General features: G+C 71.7%; 19 protein-coding genes and 1 riboswitch. Of the genes, 8 read left to right on the top strand and 11 right to left on the bottom strand.

Going from position 1 to position 21,567, the window contains the following annotated elements; translation table 11 throughout:
* Positions 1 to 372: 372 nt before the first annotated feature.
* Entirely contained in the window at positions 373 to 2,505 is a 2,133-nt protein-coding gene (locus ACFVYR_RS36435; RefSeq protein WP_384256890.1) for a HelD family protein, read from the top strand.
* On the opposite strand, the gene ACFVYR_RS36430 is transcribed toward ACFVYR_RS36435, so the two are convergent.
* The 5 genes from ACFVYR_RS36430 to ACFVYR_RS36410 form a co-directional block, all read right to left on the bottom strand.
* Complete coding sequence (locus tag ACFVYR_RS36430) at positions 2,502 to 3,119, bottom strand: DUF2165 domain-containing protein (protein WP_384256888.1); 618 nt, start codon at positions 3,117 to 3,119, stop codon at positions 2,502 to 2,504. The two genes, ACFVYR_RS36435 and ACFVYR_RS36430, sit on opposite strands and share 4 nt — an antisense overlap.
* Before the next feature lie 151 nt (positions 3,120 to 3,270).
* Positions 3,271 to 3,960: a copper homeostasis protein CutC gene (locus ACFVYR_RS36425; RefSeq protein WP_384256885.1), complete on the bottom strand. Its 690-nt coding sequence runs from the start codon at positions 3,958 to 3,960 to the stop codon at positions 3,271 to 3,273.
* A 148-nt stretch (positions 3,961 to 4,108) separates the two neighbouring features.
* Positions 4,109 to 6,415 (bottom strand): heavy metal translocating P-type ATPase, encoded by a 2,307-nt coding sequence (locus ACFVYR_RS36420; RefSeq protein ID WP_384256883.1) that lies wholly within the window; start codon positions 6,413 to 6,415, stop codon positions 4,109 to 4,111.
* Between the two features lie 182 nt (positions 6,416 to 6,597).
* On the bottom strand, positions 6,598 to 7,245 hold the full coding sequence (locus ACFVYR_RS36415; protein ID WP_384257010.1) for a CatB-related O-acetyltransferase: 648 nt from the start codon (positions 7,243 to 7,245) through the stop codon (positions 6,598 to 6,600).
* A 124-nt stretch (positions 7,246 to 7,369) separates the two neighbouring features.
* Positions 7,370 to 8,044 carry a maleylpyruvate isomerase family mycothiol-dependent enzyme gene (locus ACFVYR_RS36410; RefSeq protein WP_384256880.1) on the bottom strand — a complete coding sequence of 225 codons (675 nt, stop codon included), beginning with the start codon at positions 8,042 to 8,044 and terminating at the stop codon, positions 7,370 to 7,372.
* A gap of 129 nt (positions 8,045 to 8,173) precedes the next feature.
* Between ACFVYR_RS36410 and ACFVYR_RS36405 the strand changes: the two genes are divergently transcribed.
* Complete coding sequence (locus ACFVYR_RS36405) at positions 8,174 to 8,827, top strand: hypothetical protein (protein ID WP_384256878.1); 654 nt, start codon at positions 8,174 to 8,176, stop codon at positions 8,825 to 8,827.
* A 44-nt stretch (positions 8,828 to 8,871) separates the two neighbouring features.
* A complete protein-coding gene (locus ACFVYR_RS36400; RefSeq protein WP_384256876.1) occupies positions 8,872 to 9,948 on the top strand; it encodes a GNAT family N-acetyltransferase in 1,077 nt (358 codons plus the stop codon).
* Between the two features lie 782 nt (positions 9,949 to 10,730).
* Here the strand turns inward: ACFVYR_RS36400 and ACFVYR_RS36395 are convergent.
* Positions 10,731 to 10,997, bottom strand: coding sequence for a DUF4031 domain-containing protein (locus ACFVYR_RS36395; protein ID WP_384256874.1), 267 nt, complete (start codon positions 10,995 to 10,997; stop codon positions 10,731 to 10,733).
* Positions 10,994 to 11,353, bottom strand: a complete 360-nt coding sequence (locus ACFVYR_RS36390; RefSeq protein ID WP_384256872.1) for a hypothetical protein — start codon at positions 11,351 to 11,353, stop codon at positions 10,994 to 10,996. Before ACFVYR_RS36390 ends, ACFVYR_RS36395 begins: the two co-directional genes overlap by 4 nt.
* Before the next feature lie 109 nt (positions 11,354 to 11,462).
* On the opposite strand from ACFVYR_RS36390, the gene ACFVYR_RS36385 reads away from it, so the two are divergent.
* From ACFVYR_RS36385 to ACFVYR_RS36365, 5 genes are all read left to right on the top strand, one after another.
* Positions 11,463 to 12,401 (top strand): MurR/RpiR family transcriptional regulator, encoded by a 939-nt coding sequence (locus tag ACFVYR_RS36385; protein ID WP_384256869.1) that lies wholly within the window; start codon positions 11,463 to 11,465, stop codon positions 12,399 to 12,401.
* A gap of 107 nt (positions 12,402 to 12,508) precedes the next feature.
* A complete protein-coding gene (murQ, locus tag ACFVYR_RS36380) occupies positions 12,509 to 13,519 on the top strand; it encodes an N-acetylmuramic acid 6-phosphate etherase (protein WP_384256867.1) in 1,011 nt (336 codons plus the stop codon).
* A 52-nt stretch (positions 13,520 to 13,571) separates the two neighbouring features.
* Entirely contained in the window at positions 13,572 to 13,859 is a 288-nt protein-coding gene (locus tag ACFVYR_RS36375) for a type II toxin-antitoxin system Phd/YefM family antitoxin (protein ID WP_384256865.1), read from the top strand.
* Positions 13,856 to 14,125, top strand: a complete 270-nt coding sequence (locus ACFVYR_RS36370) for a type II toxin-antitoxin system RelE/ParE family toxin (RefSeq protein ID WP_384256862.1) — start codon at positions 13,856 to 13,858, stop codon at positions 14,123 to 14,125. The genes ACFVYR_RS36375 and ACFVYR_RS36370 overlap by 4 nt, the downstream gene beginning before the upstream one ends.
* 1,661 nt (positions 14,126 to 15,786) lie before the next feature.
* A complete protein-coding gene (locus ACFVYR_RS36365; protein WP_384256860.1) occupies positions 15,787 to 17,061 on the top strand; it encodes an esterase/lipase family protein in 1,275 nt (424 codons plus the stop codon).
* 87 nt (positions 17,062 to 17,148) lie between these two features.
* Here ACFVYR_RS36365 and groL read toward each other — a convergent pair whose 3' ends face one another.
* The 4 genes from groL to thrC all read right to left on the bottom strand — a co-directional run bounded on the left by groL (position 17,149) and on the right by thrC (position 21,398).
* A complete protein-coding gene (gene groL / locus ACFVYR_RS36360) occupies positions 17,149 to 18,774 on the bottom strand; it encodes a chaperonin GroEL (RefSeq protein ID WP_384256858.1) in 1,626 nt (541 codons plus the stop codon).
* Positions 18,775 to 19,093: 319 nt separating this feature from the next.
* The gene (locus ACFVYR_RS36355) at positions 19,094 to 19,297 is read right to left on the bottom strand and encodes a cold-shock protein (RefSeq protein ID WP_005315736.1); all 204 of its coding nucleotides are present in this window, start codon (positions 19,295 to 19,297) and stop codon (positions 19,094 to 19,096) included.
* Positions 19,298 to 19,716: 419 nt separating this feature from the next.
* The gene (locus ACFVYR_RS36350; protein WP_384256856.1) at positions 19,717 to 19,992 is read right to left on the bottom strand and encodes a MoaD/ThiS family protein; all 276 of its coding nucleotides are present in this window, start codon (positions 19,990 to 19,992) and stop codon (positions 19,717 to 19,719) included.
* 110 nt (positions 19,993 to 20,102) lie between these two features.
* Entirely contained in the window at positions 20,103 to 21,398 is a 1,296-nt protein-coding gene (gene thrC, locus ACFVYR_RS36345) for a threonine synthase (RefSeq protein ID WP_384256853.1), read from the bottom strand.
* 17 nt (positions 21,399 to 21,415) lie between these two features.
* A riboswitch (SAM riboswitch) is annotated at positions 21,416 to 21,561 on the bottom strand.
* Between the last annotated feature and the right edge of the window lie 6 nt (positions 21,562 to 21,567).

The raw sequence follows: 21,567 nt of genomic DNA, 5'->3' as shown, positions 1-21,567 counted from the left end.
CGCCGACGACTAGCCCCGCCCCGTCAGGGACGCGAGGAACTGCGCGACCAGCCACGACGCAGCCGCACCCGGGAAGCCGCCCCTGACCCGCCAGCCGGTACCCCCGGCCGCACGCCGGTGGGGGCTGAGCGCGCAGTTCCCCGCGCCCCTAACGGGGCGGGGCCCGGGCCCCGCCGACGGCACGGGATCTCCCCCCCCCGCCCCCCACGGGAAAACTCGTTGGCCCGCGCAGGCAGCGGCCGCCTAGGATGCCTCCTTTCCCGCCTCCCCCGCGGAGCGCCGCCGCCCGGACGGAAACCGGTCGGTCACTTGCCCGAGCAGCAGCAGAGCAGAGGCCGCACCCAGACATCGCAGAACCGCCGGAGGCACCCCGTGCACGCGCAGCACGCCCATCCCGACCGTCCCGCCCCGCTCGATTCCGAAGGTCCCCTGGCCAGAGAACGACGGCATCTCGCCGCGTCCCGTGCCGCCCTGCGGGCCATGCGTGAGGACGCCGAGGCCCTCGACATCCGGGACGTCACCGCGAACTGGGTGAACGCCGCGGTCCTGGAGCGGCAGCTCGACGAACGCATCAAGTCCCTCGCCGACCTCGCCCACACCCCGCTCTTCTTCGGGCGGCTCGACTACCTGCACGCGCCGGGCGCCGAGCAGGCGGAGGGCGCCGAGGGCGAGCAGTTCTACATCGGGCGGCGGCACGTCCACGACGCCGACGGGGACCCGATGGTCATCGACTGGCGCGCGCCGGTCTCACAGCCGTTCTACCGGGCGTCCAAGAAGGACCCGATGGACATCGCGCTGCGCCGCCGGTTCGGTTACACGGGCGGCGACCTCACCGCGTACGAGGACGAGCACCTCAGCGACGCCACGGAGGCCGAGCGGACCAGCAAGCTCCTCCAGCAGGAGATCGAACGGCCGCGCGTGGGGCCGATGCGGGACATCGTCGCCACCATCCAGCCCGAGCAGGACGAGATCGTCCGCAGCGGGCTGAGCGGGAGCGTGTGCGTGCAGGGCGGTCCCGGCACCGGCAAGACGGCCGTCGGCCTGCACCGGGTCGCCTACCTCCTGTACGCGCACCGCGAGCGGCTCGCCCGCACCGGCACCCTCGTCATCGGGCCGAACGCCTCCTTCCTCCACTACATCGAGCAAGTACTCCCGGCGCTCGGCGAGTTGGAGGTCAAGCAGGCCACCGTCGACGATCTCGTCGCCCACGTGGAGGTGCGCGGCACGGATGAGTCGGCCGCCGCGACGGTCAAGGGCGACGCGCGGATGGCCGCGGTGCTGCGCAACGCCGTGCGCTCGCACGTCAGCATGCCCACCGAGCCCGTCGTGGTCGTGCGCGGTTCGCGCCGGTGGCGTGTCCCCGCGTACGAAGTGCAGGAGATCGTCCAGGAGTTGCTGGCGCGGGACATCCGGTACGGGGCCGCGCGGGACGCCCTGCCGCAGCGCATCGCCCACGCCGTGCTCGTCCGCATGGAGCAGGCGGGCGAGGCACCGGACGACCGGGTGCAGGACGCCGTCGCCCGCAACGCCGCGGTGAAGGCGGCCGTGAAGGCGATCTGGCCACCCGTCGACCCTGCGAAGCTCGTGCTGCGGCTGCTGTCCGACGCGGAGTTCCTCGCCGCGCACGCGGCGGGAATCCTGAGCGAGGAGGAGCAGCGGACCGTCCTGTGGGCGAAGCCCGCGCGGAGCGTGAAGTCCGCGAAGTGGTCCACCGCCGACGCCGTGCTGATCGACGAGGCCACCGACCTCGTCTCGCGCACGCACTCCCTGGGGCATGTCGTCCTCGACGAGGCGCAGGACCTCTCACCGATGCAGTACCGCGCGGTGGGGCGGCGCTGCACAACGGGTTCGGCGACCGTCCTCGGTGATCTCGCGCAGGGCACCACCCCGTGGGCCACCCGCAGTTGGGCCGAGGCGCTGCGGCATCTCGGCAAGGAGACGGCCGTCGTGGAGGAGCTGACGGCCGGTTTCCGTGTGCCGCGCGAGGTCATCGCGTACGCGTCGCGGCTGCTGCCGCACATCGCGCCGGGTCTCGCGGCGGTCGAGTCGGTGCGTGAGTCGCCCGGTTCGCTGGCGGTGCGGCAGGTGGTGGACGCCGATGGTCCGGGCGCCGACGACGTGGGCGCCGATGGCCCGGACGCCGCCGATGGCCTTGACGCGGCCTGTCTGGCGGCCTGCGCCGAGTCGCTGCGGCGGGAGGGGTCCGTCGGTCTCATCGCGGCGGACGCCCGCGTTCCCGCGCTCGCCGAGGCGCTGACGGCGGCCGGGATCACGTACCTCTCGCCCGGCCAGGAGACGACGCCCGACACCCGTCTCACGCTCGTGCCCGCGTCCCTCGCGAAGGGCCTCGAGTACGACTACGTGGTCCTCGACGAGCCCGCCGCCGTCGTCGACGGGGAGCCCGACGAGCGGACGGGTCTGCGCCGGCTCTATGTGGCGCTGACCCGTGCCGTGTCCGGGCTGATCGTCGTACACCGCGCCCCGCTGCCCGCGCAGCTGGGCTAGGCGGTGTCCTTCTCGGGGCCGCCGGCCGCGGGACCGGTGGCCGCGGGACCGGTGGCCGCGATGGCGTCCGTCGGCGCCTCCGCGGACGGCAGGTGCGTCACGATGAGCACGATGCCCGCGAGCGTGATCACGCGCGTGGCCGCGTCCAGGCCGTTCCAGGCGTCCGACTGCCACATGGCGAACCATTCGCCGCCGATGCCGATGAATCCGACCCCGAACAGGACGAGGATCATCAACAGGCCGGTCGTACCGGCCTGTTGGGCGCGGCGCCGTCCGTGTGGGCGGCGCAGCGCCCGCGCCCACAGGACCGTCGACGTGGCGAGCATCAGGGCGGCCAGGGTCTCCCAGGCGATGATGCCCACGTAGGCCGCGTCCTGCAGCGCGGTGGAGTCCACCGCGCGCCAGCGCAGACCGTTGTCCTTGAAGGTGGTGTCCATCGACAGGACGTGGTGTACGAACTGCTGGTTGGTGTCGAAGTCGGTGATGTTCCCGAACGCGACGAGCGCGATGTAGAGCGCGACCGTCCCGGTGAGCAGCATCGCGGCGACGGGCACTGTCCCGGCCGCGAGGATCCGTTCCGCGGGGCGCGGCTGATGTATGGGTGGTGTCGGCATGAGGTCCCCTCCGTGTCAACCCAGTTCTATCGCGTCCCACGGAGAAACGATCAACTGTCGGACACCGGCCGTCACACATCAGCCGTCACACAGATGCCGCGCCGCATCAGTACGCATCAGCCGCCACACATCAGCCGCCACGCGGCAGGCGTCAGCCGTCGAGCGCCGTCCGCCACTGCGCGACCGCCGCGGCGCTCACCGGCGCGGACCAGCCGTCGGGCCTGGCGGCCCCGCCGATGTGGAACGCGTCGACGCCGGCCTCCCGCAGCCGGGGCAGGTGGTCGAGGCGCAGGCCGCCGCCGATCAGGAGCTGCGGCGCGTAGCCCGGTTCGCCGCGCCGCGCCGCCTCCGCGCACAGGGTCGGCAGGCCGTCGTCGACGCCGGTGGCGGAGCCCGCGGTGAGGTAGGTGTCCAGGCCGGGCAGGTCGGCGAGCTGCTTGCGCAGGGCGTCGCGGTCGGCGGCGCGGTCGATGGCGCGGTGGAAGGTCCAGCGGCAGCCGTCGACGGCTTCGGTCAGCGCCTCGATGGCGGGCAGGTCGGGGCCGCCCGCCTCGTCGAGGAAGCCGAGCACGAACTCGTCGGCGCCCTCGCCGCGCAGCTCGTGGGCGCGGCGCACGAGTTCGTCGATGTCGCCCGCGGCGAAGCCGTCGGCGAGCCTGAGCATCACGCGCAGCGAGATGTCGACGGATGAGCGGATCGCGGCGAAGGTCTCACGGGACGGGGTGAGGCCGTCCGCGGCCATGTCGGTCACCAGCTCGAGGCGGTCCGCTCCGCCGGCCTGGGCGGCGACGGCGTCCTCGGCATCGAGGGCGATCACCTCCAGGACTGCACGCTTGCTCATGGATGTCTCTTCCTTCTGGTCGTGATACCAGGCACATGGGACACGAAGGTCTGCACATAGGTCTAGTCCAATTACAGCCTACGCGCAGATCACCCCGGCGCGAGCGGATCGCCCGTACCGGGGTGCTGGGACATATGTCCGGAACGTGTCAGGACAGCGGCTTGAACCGCCGGAGCCGCAGGCTGTTGCCGACCACGAAAACCGAGGAGAAGGCCATGGCGGCGCCCGCGATCATCGGGTTGAGCAGGCCTGCCGCGGCCAGCGGCAGCGCGCCCACGTTGTAGGCGAAAGCCCAGAAGAGGTTGGACCTGATGGTGCCCAGGGTGCGGCGGGAGAGCCGGATGGCGTCCGCCGCGGCGCGCAGGTCCCCCCGTACGAGCGTCAGGTCGCCCGCCTCGATCGCGGCGTCCGTGCCCGTGCCCATCGCCAGGCCCAGGTCGGCCTGGGCCAGCGCCGCCGCGTCGTTCACGCCGTCGCCGACCATGGCCACGCTGCGCCCCTCGGCCTGCAGCCGCTTCACCACGTCGACCTTGTCCTGCGGCATGACCTCGGCGATCACGTTCTCGGGCGCGATGCCGACCTCGGCGGCCACCGACGCGGCGACGGCCTTGTTGTCGCCGGTCAGCAGGACGGGGGTCAGGCCGAGCGCGCGCAGCCGCTCGATCGCCTCGGCGCTGGTGTCCTTGACCGCGTCGGCGACCTCGAGGACCGCGCGGGCCTCGCCGTCCCAGGCGACCGCGACGGCCGTGCGTCCGGCCTCCTCGGCCGCGGCCCGGGCGCGCTCAAGATCCGCGGGCAGCCGGATCTCCCACTCGCCGAGCAGCCGCGTGCGCCCCACGAGGACCGCGTGGCCCTCCACGATCCCCTGCACGCCGAGTCCCGCGATGTTCGCGAAGTCCTCGGGGGCGGGCAGCTCGCCCACCTCCGCGACGGCTCCGGCGGCGACGGCCTGCGCGATGGGGTGCTCCGAGGAGTGCTCCAGCGCGCCGGCCAGGCGCAGGACCTCGGTGGCCGTGGTGCCGGGCGCGGTGTGGGTGGCGAGCAGGGTCATCCGGCCGGTGGTGACGGTGCCGGTCTTGTCCAGGACGACGGTGTCGACCTTGCGGGTGTGCTCGAGAACCTCCGGGCCCTTGATCAGGATGCCGAGCTGGGCGCCCCGCCCTGTGCCGACCATGAGGGCGGTCGGGGTGGCGAGGCCGAGGGCGCACGGGCAGGCGATGATCAGTACGGCGACCGCGGCGGTGAACGCGGCGGTCAGGCCCGCGCCGCCGGCGAGCCAGAAGCCGAGGGTGGCGAGCGCGAGGCCGATGACGACGGGCACGAACACGGCGGAGATCCGGTCGGCCAGGCGCTGGGCCGCGGCCTTGCCGTTCTGCGCGTCCTCGACCAGCTTGGCCATCCGGGCGAGCTGGGTGTCGGCGCCGACGCGGGTGGCCTCGACGACGAGGCGTCCGCCGGCGTTCAGGGTGGCGCCGGTGACCGCGTCGCCGACGGTGACCTCGACGGGCACGGACTCGCCGGTGAGCATGGAGGCGTCCACGGCCGATGCCCCCTCGACGACCTCGCCGTCCGTGGCGATCTTCTCGCCGGGCCGCACCAGGAAGCGGTCCCCGACCGCCAGCTCCCCCACGGGGACGGTCTCCTCACGCCCGCCCTCGCGCACCACCGTGACGTCCTTGGCGCCGAGTTGCAGCAGCGCCTTCAGCGCGGCGCCCGCCTTCCGCTTCGAGCGGGCCTCGAAGTACCGCCCGGCGAGGATGAACGCGGTGACTCCGGCCGCCGCCTCCAGATAGATGTTCCCTGCGCCGTCGCTCCTGGCGATGGTCAGCTCGAAGGGGTGCGTCATGCCGGGCATGCCCGCGGTGCCGAAGAACAGCGCCCACAGCGACCAGAGGAACGCCGCCGACGTACCGACCGAGATCAGCGTGTCCATGGTGGCCGCGCCGTGCCGGGCGTTGGTGTACGCGGCCCGGTGGAAGGGCCAGGCGGCGTACGTCACGACGGGCGCGGCCAGGGTGAGCGACAGCCACTGCCAGTACTCGAACTGCAGCGCCGGCGCCATCGCCATCGCGATGACCGGCACCGACAGCAGGACGGCGGCGGTCAGCCGCTGCCGGAGCGACCGCAGCCCGTCGTCGCCGTCGCCGCCTTCGCCGTCCCCGGGTCCCTCATCACCTCCCCCCGGCCCGGTCTCCCTACGGGCGGGGGCGGGTTCCTGTGCGGTGTACCCGGTGGCCTCGACCGTGGCGATCAGATCGCGCACGGAGACGTCCTGCCCGCGGTAGCTGACCTTGGCCTTCTCGGTGGCGTAGTTGACGGTCGCCTCGACGCCGTCCATGCGGTTGAGCTTCTTCTCGATCCGGGCGGCGCAGGAGGCGCAGGTCATGCCCCCGATGGCGAGTTCGACCTCTGCGGCGGGCGAGGTGTCGGGGGTGCCGGGGGCGGTGGTGACCATGGCGGGGTCTCCTCTGGGCGGGGAGGGAAGCGGATACCCGGGGTGGGTATCGCGGCCTGACGGCTCCATGTATACCCCTGGGGGGTACCAGACGCAAGGGAATCCCCCTCCCGTCTTGATACCCCCCGGGGGTACAGTCCGCGTATGGATCAGACATTCAGTTGTACGAGAACTCCCGGAGGTCAGTCGCCCTCCGGGGCAGGGCCGTCCCCGGCGGGCGCCGCGCCCCCGGCCGGCGCCACCGCGGCCAGCTCGTCCACCGAGCCGGACATGACGGCCCGGATGTGGGCGGTCAGATGCTCGGCGGGCCAGTCCCACCAGGCCAGTTCGAGCAGCCTCTCGACGTCGTCGTCGCTGAAGCGGCGGCGGATCAGCTTCGCCGGGTTGCCGCCGACGATCCCGTAGTCCGGCACGTCGTCCACGACGACCGCGCCCGAGGCGATGACGGCGCCGTGCCCGATGCGGACGCCCGGCATGACGGTCGAGCGATAGCCGAACCAGACGTCGTTGCCGACGACCGTGTCGCCCCGCCCCGGCAACCCGCTGATCAGGTCGAAGTGCTCGCTCCAGGACCCGCCCATGATCGGGAAGGGGAAGGTCGACGGCCCGTCCATGCGGTGGTTGGCGCCGTTCATGATGAACCGCACGCCCTCGCCGAGCGCGCAGTACTTCCCGATGACCAGCCGCTCGGGACCGTAGTGGTAGAGCACGTTGCGCGTCTCGAAGGCGGTCGGGTCATCGGGATCGTCGTAGTACGAGAAGTCCCCGACCTCGATCAGCGGCGAGGTCACGAGCGGCTTGAGCAGCACCACGCGCGACTGGCCCGGCATCGGGTGCAGCACGTTCGGGTCGGCGGGCACGAGGGGCTCACCGGTGGCCGGGGCGGTGGCGGGGGCGCCCGAGGCGGCGCGGGCGGAGGGATCTGAGTGTTTCGACATCCCCCCATGATCCGCGTCAGCCGAAGAAGGCCAACTCCTTTTCGGTGGCGCCCGCCAGCTCGTACCGGGTGCCCGTCAGCGGCCGGCCCGAGCAGAGCCGGATCAGGGCCGGCGCGTCGCCGATGTAGCGGGCCGGCGGGCGCTTGCCGTCGGCGACGCCCAGGACCAGCGGCTCGTCCCGGCCGTCGATGTCCGCGTGCAGCGGCGGCGCGACGGCAACCCGCGCCGACCTGCTGACCTGTCCGAGCAGGGCAAGCGCGTCGGCCAGCCCCTCCCCGCCGTACGCGCCCGGCTTCCCCCACGCCTCCCGTACGTCACCCGCGTGTATCCACTCCCCCAGCGCGACGGCGTCCAGCCGCCCCCCGGCGGCGACCAGGGCCGCCCCGGCCTCCGTCATGCCGCGCTCCAGTTCGTCGACGACGCGGAAGACGGGCCAGTCGGCGCGCTCGGCGATGTCGCGGTCGTTGGACTCGGGGCTGAACACGCCCTCCTCGAACCGGTTCTCGACCACGCGCATCAGCGCGGCTCCGCAGTGCGCGAGCGCGTGCCGCACGGTCCAGCCGGGACAACAGGTGCGGATCGCGTACGCCTCGTCGGGCGCGGCCCGCAGCAGCGGGATCAAGGCGTCGCGCTCGGTGCGCAGGAGACGCCCGGCGCGCTCGGGTTCGTGGTTCTCGTCGATGTGAGTCATGACGGAAGCCAACAGGCAGGAGGCCGCGCCTGGCAACGGCAGGGCGATGCCGCGCACGGCAACGGCAGGACCATGTACGCCGCCGCGTGCGTCGGCCCGCGCCTTCCGGCCGGCGGTTAAGGTCGCCGCATGGCCGACCACGACGACGAGCTGCACGCCGCGCTCCGCACCCGCTGGCACGCGACCCTGCTCCGGGCGAGCAAGGACGCCCCCGACCCCGCGCCCTACGCCGACCGGCTCCTGGCCCGCTGGTCCGAACCGCAGCGCAAGTACCACACCCTCACGCACCTGGCCGCGGTCCTCGACCACCTCGACGTCCTTCAGGAGCACGCCGACGACGCCGACCTCGTACGTCTGGCGGCGTGGTTCCACGACGCGGTGTACGCGCCCGACCGCTCCGAGAACGAGGAACGCTCGGCCCGCCTCGCCGAACGCGCCCTGACCGAGGCCGGGTTGACGCGCGCCCAGACCGCCGAGGTCGCCCGCCTGGTCCGCCTCACCGTCACGCACGACCCCGCCGAGGGCGACCACAACGGCGAGGCACTGTGCGACGCCGACCTGGCGATCCTGGCGGCGCCCCCGGACGCGTACGCCGCCTACGCCGCCGCCGTCCGCGAGGAGTACGGCTTCGTGCCGGACGAGGCGTTCCGCCGGGGCAGGGCGGACGTGCTGCGCCAACTCCTCTCCCTGCCCCGCCTGTTCCGCACCCCGCACGGGGCGGCCGACTGGGAGGCGCCGGCCCGCGAGAACCTCGCCACGGAACTGGCCCTGCTCGCCCCCTGAAAAACTCGGCGGACGACCGGGCCCCACTCCCGTACTCTCTCCGCATGCTTCTCATGGGCGGGGACCGGATCGACGAGGCCGTGGCACACGCGGCGAAGGTGCTGCGCGCGGCGGCGGACCGCGACTGGAGTGTGAAGGCGGGCGGGCTCGACTGGAGCTGTCTGCTGACGGCCGGGCACATAGCGGGCGACTTCGTCGGGTACGCGGCCCAGCTGACGGGCCGGTCCACCAGCTCCTACGTCCCCTTCGAGATCACGCTCGACGAAGGCTCGGGCCCCGAGGACGCGATCCGGGTGATCGAGGCGACGGGCGGCCTGCTGGCGGCGGCGGTCCGTACGACACCTCGCGGCGTGCGCGCCTACCACCCCTACCCCGCCGGGTCCGCGGACGCGGCGGGCTTCGCGGCGATGGGCATCGCGGAGGTCCTCCTCCACACCCACGACATCGCCCTCGCGCTCGGCGTCGACGCGGAGCCGCCCGCCCCCCTCTGCGAGGCGGTCCTCGGCCACCTCTTCCCGCACGTGCCGCCCACTCCCGCGGGCGGCACGCCGTGGACGACGCTCCTGTGGGCCACGGGCCGCGGCACCCTGCCCGGCCGGGCCCGGCTCCCCAAGTGGCGCTGGCGCAACGCCTCCTCGCTCCCCGCCGGCGACCTCGCCCTCCGCGAGATGACCCCCGCCGCCGCCGCTGACCTCGCCCTCGGCGGCGACGGCGGCCTCGACTGGCTCGGCGGCAGCCCCTTCGACGGGACGCGGACCGCCGCGGAGATGGTGACGAAGGCGTACGCCGCCGGGGTGCACCGGCCCGAGTGGGGCCTGTACGCGCTGGTCCGCACCGCGGACGAGGTGGCCGTCGGCGGCATGGGCTTCCACGGGCCGCCGGACGACAACGGCTGCGTGGAGGTCGGATACGACCTCGTGGAGGCGGCGCGGGGGCGTGGCTACGCCACGGAGGCGCTGCGCTCACTGTCGCAGTGGGCCCTGACACACCCCGAGGTCACGTCCCTGCTCGCCCTGGTCGAGCCGTCCAACACCGCCTCGCACGGGGTGGTCGCACGGGCCGGATACGTGCGACTGGCCGACCGGGACGGCAACTGGGCGTACGGCCTGCGCCGGGCGTGAGCGGCATCCTCGCCCGGGCCCGCCCGGGCCCGCCGCCGCGCGGCGGACGCATCCCCTCCGAACTGTCCGAGGCGAGCGCCAAAAGCCCCTCCCGGAACTAGCCGCGCATCAACAGCCTGCCCTTCATCCAGGACGACCTGGTGCGGATGCGTGACGTCCTCACCGACCGCGGTTTCCGTTCGGTGGAGATCGTCGAGAACAAGCGGGGCATCATCCCCAGCGTCGTCAACGCCCAGGTCCGCGGCTTCTTGCGGGACGCCAAGCCGGACGACACGCTGCTGATTCGTGCAGGAGTCGGAGTCACCGGCCCCCGAATCCGAGACGGGTATCCCGCCCGGCGAGTCGTTCAGCCTCTTCTCGCGCGCCATCTCGGACGTGGCCGGACAACGGCCGCACGCGATGGACCTCCAGGAGTTCTTCGAGGAGACCCAGCGCCGCCTGGACACCCTGCACGCCGCGTACAAGCGGGACCGCACGCCCCAGCAGATCAAGGTGGACGCGGGCCCTGCACGGCCTCGGCTACGAGCTGGCCCCCGGCACGCCGGAGTGGAGCCGCGCCCGCGACGCCGAGTGGCGCCTGACCCGGTCCCTCGAGAGCGGCACCCCGGACCTGGCGCTGGGCGACGAGGACCACCCTCCGCTCACCCTCACCACCCTGGTGACCGTCGCCGCCCGGCTCTCGCTCCCGTTCCACGAGGTCGCCCGCGGGGCCACCGCCCTCGGCCTGCGCCACGAAGCGGAGGGCTGGTTCGCCCCACCGGAGGGCCCGGCACCCGGAACCGCTACGCCGGGCGTCCCTTGGGCCGTCGCAGGCCCGCCCCCGTGAGCCTGCGCACCAGTTCCTTCGAGCCGATCTCCACGGCGCCCGCCCGTACCGCGTCCGCGTACCGCTCCGAGGGCACGTCGTAGTGGTCGCCGTCGAAGGCGCGGGGCGGGCAGCCGACGGTGGCCGCGAAGGCGTGGAGTTCCTCGTACGACACGTCGCTGACCAGGTGGGACCACATGCGGCCGTGGCCCGGCCACGTCGGCGGGTCTATGTAGAGCGTCATGCCGTCAGACCGCCCACCGGCGCCACCACGACCCCCGCCTTGCCGCACACCCAGTGCGGATCGGCCCCCAGCTCCGGCTCCACGTCCAGCGCGTGGGGGTCTCCCGAGCCGCACACGGGGCACAGCGGCCACCGTCCGTAGCGTTCCAGGAGCGCGTCCTGGACGTCCTGGGCGACGAGGCCCGCGACGTACGCGACGCCCTCCGGCCACTGCTCGACCCACCAGCGGCGGTGCGCCACCGCCTCCTCGACCATCGAGACGACCTCGGCCTCGGCGACCTCACGGGCGACGAGGTCGGCGAGGACAAGTGCGCGGGCGGCGTGCAACGCCTGCTCCAAGGGGTCGATCGCGTCCATGCAGCCCATTGTCACCCGGTACGCGGCGACCGCGACAACGCGACGACAGGACGGAGCCCGCGGCCTTCGGGGTCTTGACCGGTCAACAGTCCGAAAATACCTTTCAGGCGTGACCCATAGCGTGAAGGAAATTTTCGCGGACGTCGCGCCGCCCGCCCCCGCCGCCCTCGCGGCGAAGGTACGGACCCTGGCGCCGTCGATGACCCGCTCCATGCAGCGGGTCGCCGAGGCCGTCGCCGGTGATCCCGCCGGATGCGCCGCCCTCACGGTCACCGGCCTCGCCGAGCTCACCGGCACCAGTGAGGCGACGGTGGTCCGCACCGCCCGCCTCCTCGGCTATCCCGGCTACCGTGACCTGCGCCTCGCCCTCGCCGGACTCGCCGCCCAGCAGCAGTCGGGCCGCGCGCCCGCCGTCACCGCGGACATCGCCGTCGACGACCCCATCGCGGACGTCGTCGCCAAGCTCGCCCGCGACGAGCAGCAGACCCTCGCCGACACCGCCGCCGGACTCGACACCGTGCAGCTCGGCGCCGCCGTCGCCGCGCTCGCCACCGCCCGCCGCGTGGAGATCTACGGCGTCGCCGCGTCGGGGCTCGTCGCCCAGGACCTCGCCCAGAAGCTCCTGCGCATCGGGCACATCGCGCACGCGCACTCCGACCCGCACCTCGCCGTCACCAACGCGGTGACGCTCCGCGCGAAGGATGTCGCCATCGCCATCACCCACTCCGGGTCCACGGGCGACGTGATCGAACCCCTCCGCGTCGCCTTCGAGCACGGCGCGACGACCATCGCCGTCACCGGCCGGCCCGGCGCCGCCGTCTCCCAGTACGCCGATCACATACTGACCACGTCCACGGCCCGCGAGAGCGAGCTGAGGCCCGCCGCGATGTCGTCCCGCACGAGTCAACTCCTCGTCGTGGACTGCCTGTTCGTGGGCGTCGCCCAGCGGACGTACGAGACGGCGGCGCCCGCGCTCGCCGCCTCCTACGAAGCGCTCGCCCACCGCCACAGCCCGCGCGGCAACAGCAACGGCAACCGCAACCGCTGAACCGGCCACCGAACCGTCGAACCACCGAACCACCGACCGCCAGCCGCCCGACCCCGCGTCGCCACCCCCCCCTTGGCCACGAGAGACACGGAAGAGCCGCAGACGCCATGACCTCCACCACCGACGCCCCTGACGCCCCCGACGCAACCCCCTCCCACCAGGACGACAACCACAACGCCACCTACGGAGAGCTGCGCGCCCAGCTCGCCACCCTCACCACCGAGGCGTTCCGGCCCGAGCTCTCCGAGATCGACCGGCTGCCCACCCTGGAGATCGCCCGGATCATGAACGGCGAGGACGCCACCGTCCCCGCCGCCGTCGCCGAACAGCTCCCCGCCATCGCCGCCGCCATCGACGGCACCGCCGAGCGCATGGCCCGCGGCGGCCGGCTCGTCTACGCGGGCGCGGGCACCGCGGGACGGCTCGGGGTGCTCGACGCCTCCGAGTGCCCGCCCACCTTCAACACCGACCCGAGCGAGGTCCTCGGCCTCATCGCGGGCGGCCCGAGCGCCATGGTCAAGGCGGTCGAGGGCGCCGAGGACAGCAAGGAGCTGGCGGCGGCGGATCTGGACGGCCTGGACCTCACCGCGGACGACGTCGTCGTCGGCATCTCCGCCTCCGGACGCACCCCGTACGCGATCGGCGCCGTCGAGCACGCCCGCGAGCGGTACGGCGCGCTCACCATCGGCCTCTCCTGCAACGCGGACAGCGCGCTCGCCGCCGCCGCCGAACACGGCATCGAGGTCGTCGTCGGCCCCGAACTCCTCACCGGCTCCACCCGCCTCAAGGCGGGCACGGCCCAGAAACTCGTCCTCAACATGCTGTCGACGATCACCATGATCCGGCTCGGCAAGACGTACGGGAACCTGATGGTGGACGTGCGCGCGTCCAACGACAAGCTGCGCGCCCGCTCCCGCCGCATCGTCGCCCTCGCCACCGGCGCCGCGGACGACGAGATCGAGGCCGCCCTCGCCGCCACCGACGGAGAGGTGAAGAACGCCATCCTCACCATCCTCGGCCGGGTCGACGGCCCCACCGCCGCCGACCTGCTCACCTCCTCGGACGGCCACCTCCGCGCGGCCCTCGACCACGCCGCCACCCGGCCCCCCGCCGAGTAGACCCCCGGCGGCCAGCCCCGCACGTGTACACACCGGTGTGTACGCTTGAGGTATGAGTGAGTACGTCACCATCCGGGAAGCCCGCGCCCACCTCGCCGAGGTCGTCGACAAGGCCGAGGCGGGGGAGGTGACCGTACTGACTCGCAAGGGGAAGCGTGTCGCCGCCCTGGTGCCCATAGAGGTACTGGACGCGCTGGACGAAGCGGCCGACGAACTGGCGGCACGTGAGGCCGAACGCCACCGTGACGATCCCACCGTCGGCATGGCAGAACTCCTGGCGGACCTCTTCGAAGGCGACGGCAAGGACCACGGCGCCACCCCCGCGGGCGACGCCGCGTGAAGTACGCCTTCCGCTTCACCACGCACGCGCAGCGCCAGCTCCGGTCCATCGACCGGCAGGACGTCATGCGCATCCTCACCGCCCTCACCTCGCTGGGCGACGACCCGCACCGCGACGACGCCGACACCACGAAGCTCGCCGGGCACGACGGTCTATATCGCCTCCATGTCGGCAGCTTCCGCATCGTCTACGAAATCCGGAACGACGTCCTGGTCATCCTCGTCGTCCACGCCGGCAATCGCCGGGACGTGTACCGCGGCCTGTGAACCTCGGCGATCCCGCTCACCGGGCCGGGCCTGGACCTGTCGGTTCAGTTCAGCTCCTTGTCAGTGGCTCATTCATCGGCCAACTGCGCCGCGAGCTGGTCCGCTTTCGTGACGCGCATCAAGCAAGCCGGGGGCTTCGGTGGGCCGGGAACGTTGATGGTCACCGGGGCCGTCCGGGGTTTTGCGGAGTGTGGCGGTTCCGGGCCGGGAGTAAAGGGCGCTCCCTGCGGTCGCGTCGGCTTCGCCGATTCCGCTGCGCTCCACCCTTGACTCCCGTCCCTCCACCGCACGTTGACTGTGACCCGGACGCCCAGGGGTGGGGCCGCCGGGGGGCGTGGGATGGGTCATTCCCTTTGCCTGCCGGGTGCGGCCCGGTCCATCGTGGGCCGACGTCACGGTCGGGGCGCGGCTGCCCCTGCGGCCTCGCCGCTCGGGCCATCCCCTCGCGCTGCCGGGTGCCGACCGGCCCAACGCGAGCGCACGCTACGCCCCCGGCTGGGTCGACCAGGCGGCATCGCCGCTCGGGCCACCACCTCTCGCTGCCGGGTGCGGACCGGCCCATCGTGAATCACCGTCACGCGCCCGGGGTGCTGCCGAACACTCGGGTCGCCGCCCGGTCCGGCACCTACTCTGGGAAAGTTGCGAATCCATCCGCCGCGCGCCCCCCCTGTCGCGCCCCGCACGCCCCGCCCGTCTCGGATACGCGACCTATCGCCCGGGGGGGCGGCATCAACTTTCGCCAAGTTGCGAAGCAGTCCGCTGCGCGCCCCCCTGTCACGCCCTGCGCGCTGTCTCATGCGCCTCGGCAGACTCCCATCCGAGGCGGCGCATTGGGAGTGAAGAGGGGGCGCGCGGCGAATCCATTCGCAACTTTCCCAAAGTAGGTGCCCCGGCGGAGCGGCAGGCGACCGCCCGGCGATGAATGGTCTGACCGAGCGCGACCCTGGCGCCCGCCCACGATGGGCCGGTCCGCACCCGGCAGCGATGGCTGATGACCCGAGCGGCGACGCCGGCCGGGGCAGCCGCGCCATGACCGTAGCGTGCGCTCGCGTTGGGCCGGGCCGCACCCGGCAGCGAGAGGGAATGACCCATCCCACACCCCCCGGCGGCCCCACCCCTGGGCGTCCGGGTCACAGTCAACGTGCGGTGGAGGGACGGGAGTCAAGGGTGGCCCGAAGGGACATCGGCGCAGCCGACGCGCAGCGCAGCGGAGCGCCCTTTACTGCCGGCCCGGAACCGCCACACTCCGCAAAACCCCGGACGCCCCCGCCCACCGAAAAAGGCGCCGGCCCACCAAAGACGCCGCCCAAGGCCCACCCCCCGGCCCCCTCCACTTCACGACATAGTTCCCCCGGTTCAAGGCGGGCCTCGCGAGAGACAAGGACGCCAGGTTGGCCGACGCGCCAGCACCCGTAGCGCCCGCACCCGCCAACAGCCCCCGCACACCCCTGGCCAGGCCGCCGAACCCCAATCGCCCCACCCGTAAACGGCCGAACCCGCCCTGTCCGAAAGGACCCCCGCGCCCGTCCGAATCGGGGACTCCCCCTACCCGGCGACTACCGCACGTACCAAAGATGGCACCGCACGTAACCGGGGCACGACCACGCATGCCCCTACCCGCACGCGTACGCCATCGAAGCGCACAACCGGAGGGGACCCTCATGAGCAAGCCCACCGATCCCAACGCGTCGAACGAACCGCACGAGCCCGCCGACCCGCAGATCGCCGAAGCCTTCGGGGTCGCCGCCCGCATCACCCTGGCCCCCGGCCCGAGGGAGGCCAGGGAGGCCCCCGCGGCCGCGCCGGAGCCGGATGACGAGTGGACGCTGCCGAACGGCAGGGCCTGGGTGTACCTGGCCGACCCCGCCCAGGGGCTGACCCGCCCCGTCATCCTCGGCGACGGGTTCAACAGCGGGCCCAGTGAGCTGGACTTCTCGTGGGAGATCCTGGAGCGCGGCCCGTACCCGTTCGTCAGCGAGCTGCGCCGACGCGGCTACGACGTCGTCCTGCTCGGCTTCGACGAGCGCAGCGCGTCCATCCTGGAGAACGCGCAGGTCGCACGGTCCGCCATCTTCGAGGCGATCGCGCGGCGCCGGGGCGACCGGCCGCTGACGGTCGGTGGGTTCAGCATGGGCGGTCTCGTCACGCGGTACGCGCTCGCCAAGATGGAGCACGACGGCGAGAACCACCAGACGGCCCTCTACTTCTCGTACGACAGCCCGCACCGCGGCGCCTGGATCCCCATCGCGCTGCAGTCGTTCGCGCACTACATCCGGCGTCTCAACGCGGCGTTCTCGAACCAGATGAACAGCCCGGCCGCCCGCCAGCTCCTGTGCCGGCACATCGCCGAGTGGGACGACACCCCGGAGACGGACAAGGAGCGGGTGGAGTTCCTCGCCGAGCTGGACCGCGTCGGCGGCTGGCCCCGGCAGCCCCACACGATCGGCGTCGCCAACGGCGTGCGCACGGGCGAGGGCAACGGCATCCGCGGCGGCGAGAAGGCGTTCCGCGGCAAGGGCCTCGCCATCACCGGCACCCGCCTGCACACGCAGTCCGCGGGCGAGAACCAACTCGTCGCGCAACTGCGGGTGGTGACCCTGCGCAAGCCGCAGATCCGCACCTCCGGCCTGCCCGAGACGGACGGCGCCCCCGGCGGCACCCTGGAGGGCTTCGGCATCCTCGCCGACGAGCTGAACAAGATCCCGGCGATCATCGGGTTCGGCTCCGAGGCGGACATCCGCGAACACTGCTTCGTGCCCGTGGTCAGCGCGATCGCCCTGCGCGACATCGACACCCACGAGAAGCTGTACTCCCCGGTCACCGCCTCCGCCGAGGAGGAGAGCGAGCTGGACGAATTCCTCTGCGCGTCGCGGAACGAGCCGCACACCCTGGTGACGGAAGAACTCTGCACCTGGATCCTGGACCGTCTGCCGTAGGAGCGGGAAACGCCCGAGGGCGGCACCCCTTCGTGAGAAGGAGTGCCGCCCTCGGTACGTGAAGGACAGTGATCAACCAGAGGTCGATCAGAAGTCCATGTCACCGCCCGGCATGCCGCCGCCGGCCGGGGCAGCGCCCGCCTTCTCCGGCTTGTCGGCGATGACGGCCTCGGTGGTGAGGAACAGCGCGGCGATGGAGGCGGCGTTCTGCAGGGCAGAGCGCGTCACCTTCGCCGGGTCGAGGATGCCCTCGGCGATCATGTCGACGTACTCACCGGTCGCGGCGTTCAGGCCGTGGCCGACGGTCAGGTTGCGCACCTTCTCGACGACGACGCCACCCTCGAGACCGCCGTTGACGGCGATCTGCTTGAGCGGGGCCTCCAGGGCGAGCTTCACGGCGTTGGCGCCGGTCGCCTCGTCACCCTGCAGGTCCAGCTTCTCGAAGACCGAAGTGGCCTGGAGGAGGGCGACGCCACCACCGGCGACGATGCCCTCTTCGACGGCCGCCTTCGCGTTGCGGACGGCGTCCTCGATGCGGTGCTTGCGCTCCTTGAGCTCGACCTCGGTCGCGGCACCGGCCTTGATGACCGCAACACCGCCGGCGAGCTTCGCCAGGCGCTCCTGCAGCTTCTCGCGGTCGTAGTCGCTGTCCGAGTTCTCGATCTCGGCGCGGATCTGGTTGACGCGCCCCTGGACCTGGTCGCTCTCACCGGAGCCGTCGACGATGGTCGTCTCGTCCTTGGTGATGACGACCTTGCGGGCGCGGCCGAGCAGGTCGAGACCGGCGTTCTCCAGCTTGAGGCCGACCTCCTCGGAGATGACGGTGCCACCGGTGAGGATGGCGATGTCGCCGAGCATGGCCTTGCGGCGGTCACCGAAGCCCGGGGCCTTGACGGCGACGGACTTGAAGGTGCCACGGATCTTGTTGACGACCAGGGTCGACAGGGCCTCGCCCTCGACGTCCTCGGCGATGATCAGCAGCGGCTTGCCGGACTGCATGACCTTCTCGAGGAGCGGAAGGAGGTCCTTCACGTTCGAGATCTTGGAGTTGACGATCAGGATGTACGGGTCGTCGAGCGACGCCTCCATACGCTCCATGTCGGTGGCGAAGTACGCCGAGATGTAGCCCTTGTCGAAGCGCATGCCCTCGGTGAGCTCAAGCTCCAGACCGAAGGTCTGCGACTCCTCGACGGTGATGACGCCTTCCTTGCCGACCTTGTCCATCGCCTCGGCGATGAGCTCGCCGATCTGGGTGTCGGCGGCGGAGATGGAGGCCGTCGAAGCGATCTGCTCCTTGGTCTCCACGTCCTTGGCCTGCTCGAGCAGGGCGCCGGAGACAGCCTCGACGGCCTTCTCGATGCCTCGCTTGAGGGCCATCGGGTTGGCGCCGGCGGCCACGTTGCGCAGACCCTCGCGCACCAGGGCCTGGGCCAGGACGGTCGCGGTCGTCGTGCCGTCACCGGCGACGTCGTCCGTCTTCTTCGCGACCTCCTTGACCAGCTCGGCGCCGATCTTCTCGTACGGGTCCTCGAGCTCGATCTCCTTGGCGATGGAAACACCATCGTTGGTGATCGTGGGGGCGCCCCACTTCTTCTCGAGGACGACGTTGCGACCCTTGGGGCCCAGGGTCACCTTGACGGCGTCGGCGAGCTGGTTCATGCCGCGCTCGAGGCCGCGCCGTGCCTCCTCGTCGAACGCGATGATCTTGGCCATGTGAAGTGGTCCTCCCGGACGGGGTGGAAACGCAAACGGATCGTGCCCGCGCCCGCGACGGACGGCCTGCGTGCCGTGTGGTTCCTTGCCCCACGCGGCTCGCGGGCCTCGCTGACCCGACCCAAGTTCTGTCACTCTCACTCGTAGAGTGCTAAGCCCAATGATTAGCACTCGACCCCTGCGAGTGCAAGCGCCTCTCAAGGATCCCCGCCCCGCCGCCGGGCGCGCGCCGGGCGCGCCCCGCACACACGAGGGGCCCGTACCCCTGTCGGGATACGAGCCCCTCGCGATGCTTGCTTCGGTGGTCGGTCGCGCCGAGCTAGACGGCGAGCTTGACCATGTCCGCCTGCGGACCCTTCTGGCCCTGCGAGATCTCGAACTCGACTCGCTGACCTTCTTCAAGGGTGCGGTACCCGTCCATCTGGATCGCGCTGTAGTGGACGAAAACATCCGCACCACCGTCGACCGCGATGAAGCCGTACCCCTTCTCCGCGTTGAACCACTTGACGGTGCCCTGAGCCATGCCTAACTCCCCTATTACTGGCCCTTGCACAGGACCGCACTTCGCGGACCCGGGTCAGACCTCACCCCCCAATGCCTGGGGGTGTGCGCCGGAACGCGTCGACCGCCGCTGAATGTATCTGTCCAACTGCCGTCTGCAACAGGTCAATCGGACGAGAATTCTGGGCACGCCCGAACGGTAATATGCGGAGAATTCGCCAGGATTCAGGGCAAGTCGGGCCGTACGAAAGCCGCATAAGGTTCACATGGGCAGCGCTCTTTGGCTACTTCTTGTCGGCCCGGGCCGACTTCGTATATGCACACGGCATTAACGGCGAAGCACTCTTCCCAACTGTACCGCGCTCAACCATGCAGAATTGCCCCCTCCGTTTCTCGGCGGAGAGGGCAATTCGGGTTACGCAGGCTTCTTGCGGAAAAGGATCAGCCGCCGGCGACGGCCGGAATGATCGAGACGCCCGCGCCGTCCGGGGTGGCCGTCTCCAGGCCCTGTTCGAAGCGGACGTCGTCGTCGTTGACGTACACGTTCACGAAGCGGCGCAGCTTGCCCTGGTCGTCCAGGACGCGGGCCGCGATGCCGCTGTGGTTCTTCTCCAGATCGGCGATGACCTCCCCGAGATTCGCCCCCTCGGCGGCAACCTCGGCCTGCCCGCCGGTGTAGGTACGAAGGATGGTGGGGATACGGACGTTGACGCTCATGGGTTCACCTCAGAAGTACGGGGGCGGGGCGCCCCTGGAAGGGGCGCGGGGAACTGCGCGAGGACGGACCACGACCGGCGGTCGACGACGCCGATCAGGCCCTACGGCGACTAGCCGGCGAGCCCCGCGGAGCGAAACGCCTCAAGGCTCGGCTTGATCGTGGCGGTGGCCTGCGACGTATCGGCGACCGCGTCAAGCGTCTTGAGGCCATCACCCGTGTTGAGGACCACCGTGGTCAGCGAGGGATCGATGAGGCCCGCCTCGATAAGCTTCTTCGTGACGCCCACCGTCACCCCGCCCGCGGTCTCCGCGAAGATCCCTTCCGTGCGGGCGAGAAGCTTGATCGCGTCGACGACCTGCTCGTCGTTCACGTCCTCCACCGCCCCGCCCGTGCGGCGCGCGATGTCCAGGACGTACGGCCCGTCGGCGGGGTTGCCGATGGCGAGCGACTTGGCGATGGTGTTCGGCTTCTGGGGGCGTACGACATCGTGGCCCGCCTTGAACGCCGCCGACACCGGCGAACAGCCCTCCGCCTGGGCACCGAAGATCTTGTACGGCTTGTCGGCGACGAGGCCGAGCGCGATGAGCTCCTTGAGCCCCTTGTCGATCTTCGTGAGCTGCGATCCCGACGCGATCGGGATGACGAGCTGGTCGGGCAGCTCCCAGCCGAGCTGCTCGCAGATCTCGTACGCGAGGGTCTTGGAACCCTCGCCGTAGTACGGCCGCAGGTTGACGTTGACGAAGCCCCAGCCCTCGCCCAGCGGGTCGCCGATGAGCTCGGAGCAGAAGCGGTTGACGTCGTCGTAGTTGCCCTCGATGCCGACGAGCTCACCGCCGTAGACCGCGGCCATGACGACCTTGCCCTGCTCCAGGTCGTGCGGGATGAAGACGCAGGAGCGGAAGCCGGCGCGGGCTGCGGCGGCGCCGACGGCGCCCGCGAGGTTGCCGGTGGAGGAGCAGGAGAGGGTGGTGAAGCCGAAGGCGCGCGCCGCTTCGAGGGCCTGGGCCACGACGCGGTCCTTGAAGGAGTGCGTGGGGTTGCCGGAGTCGTCCTTGACGAACAACTTGCCCTGCTGGACGCCGAGTTCGGCGGCGAGGTTGTCGGCCTTGACGAGCTTGGTCCAGCCGGGGTTCAGGTTCGGCTTGTCGGCCACGTCGGCGGGGACGGGGAGGAGCGGGGCGTAGCGCCAGATGTTGGCGGGGCCGGCCTCGATCCGCTTGCGCAGGGCTTCCGGGTCGCCGAGGGGCAGGTCGTACGCGACTTCGAGGGGGCCGAAACACTCGACGCAGGCGAAGATCGGACCGAGCGGGAACCTGGTGCCGCATTCCCGGCAGGAGAGGCCCGAGGCGGGACCGAGGTCTACGGGAGAGGTGGTGCTTTCGGTGGCGACGGTCTGCACAGCCATGGAGGCGAGGCCCTTTCTCCTCATCTTCCTCGCGACGCACTTCGCCGCGAGACGGAATTGGCACCTTCCCTAGCCGGGAGCCTCGCGACGATGACGTACGAGACCGACTGGATGGTTGCCGGGGCTTCAACGGGCCGTATCCCTCTGCCCCTCTGGATGAGCGGTATTC

The sequence above is a fragment of the Streptomyces sp. NPDC058284 genome, assembly GCF_042881135.1.
Classification (GTDB): Bacteria; Actinomycetota; Actinomycetes; order Streptomycetales; family Streptomycetaceae; genus Streptomyces.
This window is presented reverse-complemented; position numbering and strand designations above follow the sequence as displayed.

Coding starts and splice junctions, on each gene's coding strand:
- murQ (WP_384256867.1), top strand. CDS start 12,509: ATGACCTCCACCACCGACGCCCCTGACGCCCCCGACGCAACCCCCTCC.
- ACFVYR_RS36415 (WP_384257010.1), bottom strand. CDS start 7,245: ATGCCGGGCCAGTCGCGCGTGGTGCTGCTCAAGCCGCTCGTGACCTCG.
- ACFVYR_RS36425 (WP_384256885.1), bottom strand. CDS start 3,960: ATGAGCAAGCGTGCAGTCCTGGAGGTGATCGCCCTCGATGCCGAGGAC.
- ACFVYR_RS36400 (WP_384256876.1), top strand. CDS start 8,872: ATGCTTCTCATGGGCGGGGACCGGATCGACGAGGCCGTGGCACACGCG.
- ACFVYR_RS36365 (WP_384256860.1), top strand. CDS start 15,787: ATGAGCAAGCCCACCGATCCCAACGCGTCGAACGAACCGCACGAGCCC.
- ACFVYR_RS36430 (WP_384256888.1), bottom strand. CDS start 3,119: ATGCCGACACCACCCATACATCAGCCGCGCCCCGCGGAACGGATCCTC.
- ACFVYR_RS36410 (WP_384256880.1), bottom strand. CDS start 8,044: ATGACTCACATCGACGAGAACCACGAACCCGAGCGCGCCGGGCGTCTC.
- ACFVYR_RS36395 (WP_384256874.1), bottom strand. CDS start 10,997: ATGACGCTCTACATAGACCCGCCGACGTGGCCGGGCCACGGCCGCATG.
- ACFVYR_RS36420 (WP_384256883.1), bottom strand. CDS start 6,415: ATGGTCACCACCGCCCCCGGCACCCCCGACACCTCGCCCGCCGCAGAG.
- ACFVYR_RS36375 (WP_384256865.1), top strand. CDS start 13,572: ATGAGTGAGTACGTCACCATCCGGGAAGCCCGCGCCCACCTCGCCGAG.
- ACFVYR_RS36405 (WP_384256878.1), top strand. CDS start 8,174: ATGGCCGACCACGACGACGAGCTGCACGCCGCGCTCCGCACCCGCTGG.
- groL (WP_384256858.1), bottom strand. CDS start 18,774: ATGGCCAAGATCATCGCGTTCGACGAGGAGGCACGGCGCGGCCTCGAG.
- thrC (WP_384256853.1), bottom strand. CDS start 21,398: ATGGCTGTGCAGACCGTCGCCACCGAAAGCACCACCTCTCCCGTAGAC.
- ACFVYR_RS36390 (WP_384256872.1), bottom strand. CDS start 11,353: ATGGACGCGATCGACCCCTTGGAGCAGGCGTTGCACGCCGCCCGCGCA.
- ACFVYR_RS36355 (WP_005315736.1), bottom strand. CDS start 19,297: ATGGCTCAGGGCACCGTCAAGTGGTTCAACGCGGAGAAGGGGTACGGC.
- ACFVYR_RS36350 (WP_384256856.1), bottom strand. CDS start 19,992: ATGAGCGTCAACGTCCGTATCCCCACCATCCTTCGTACCTACACCGGC.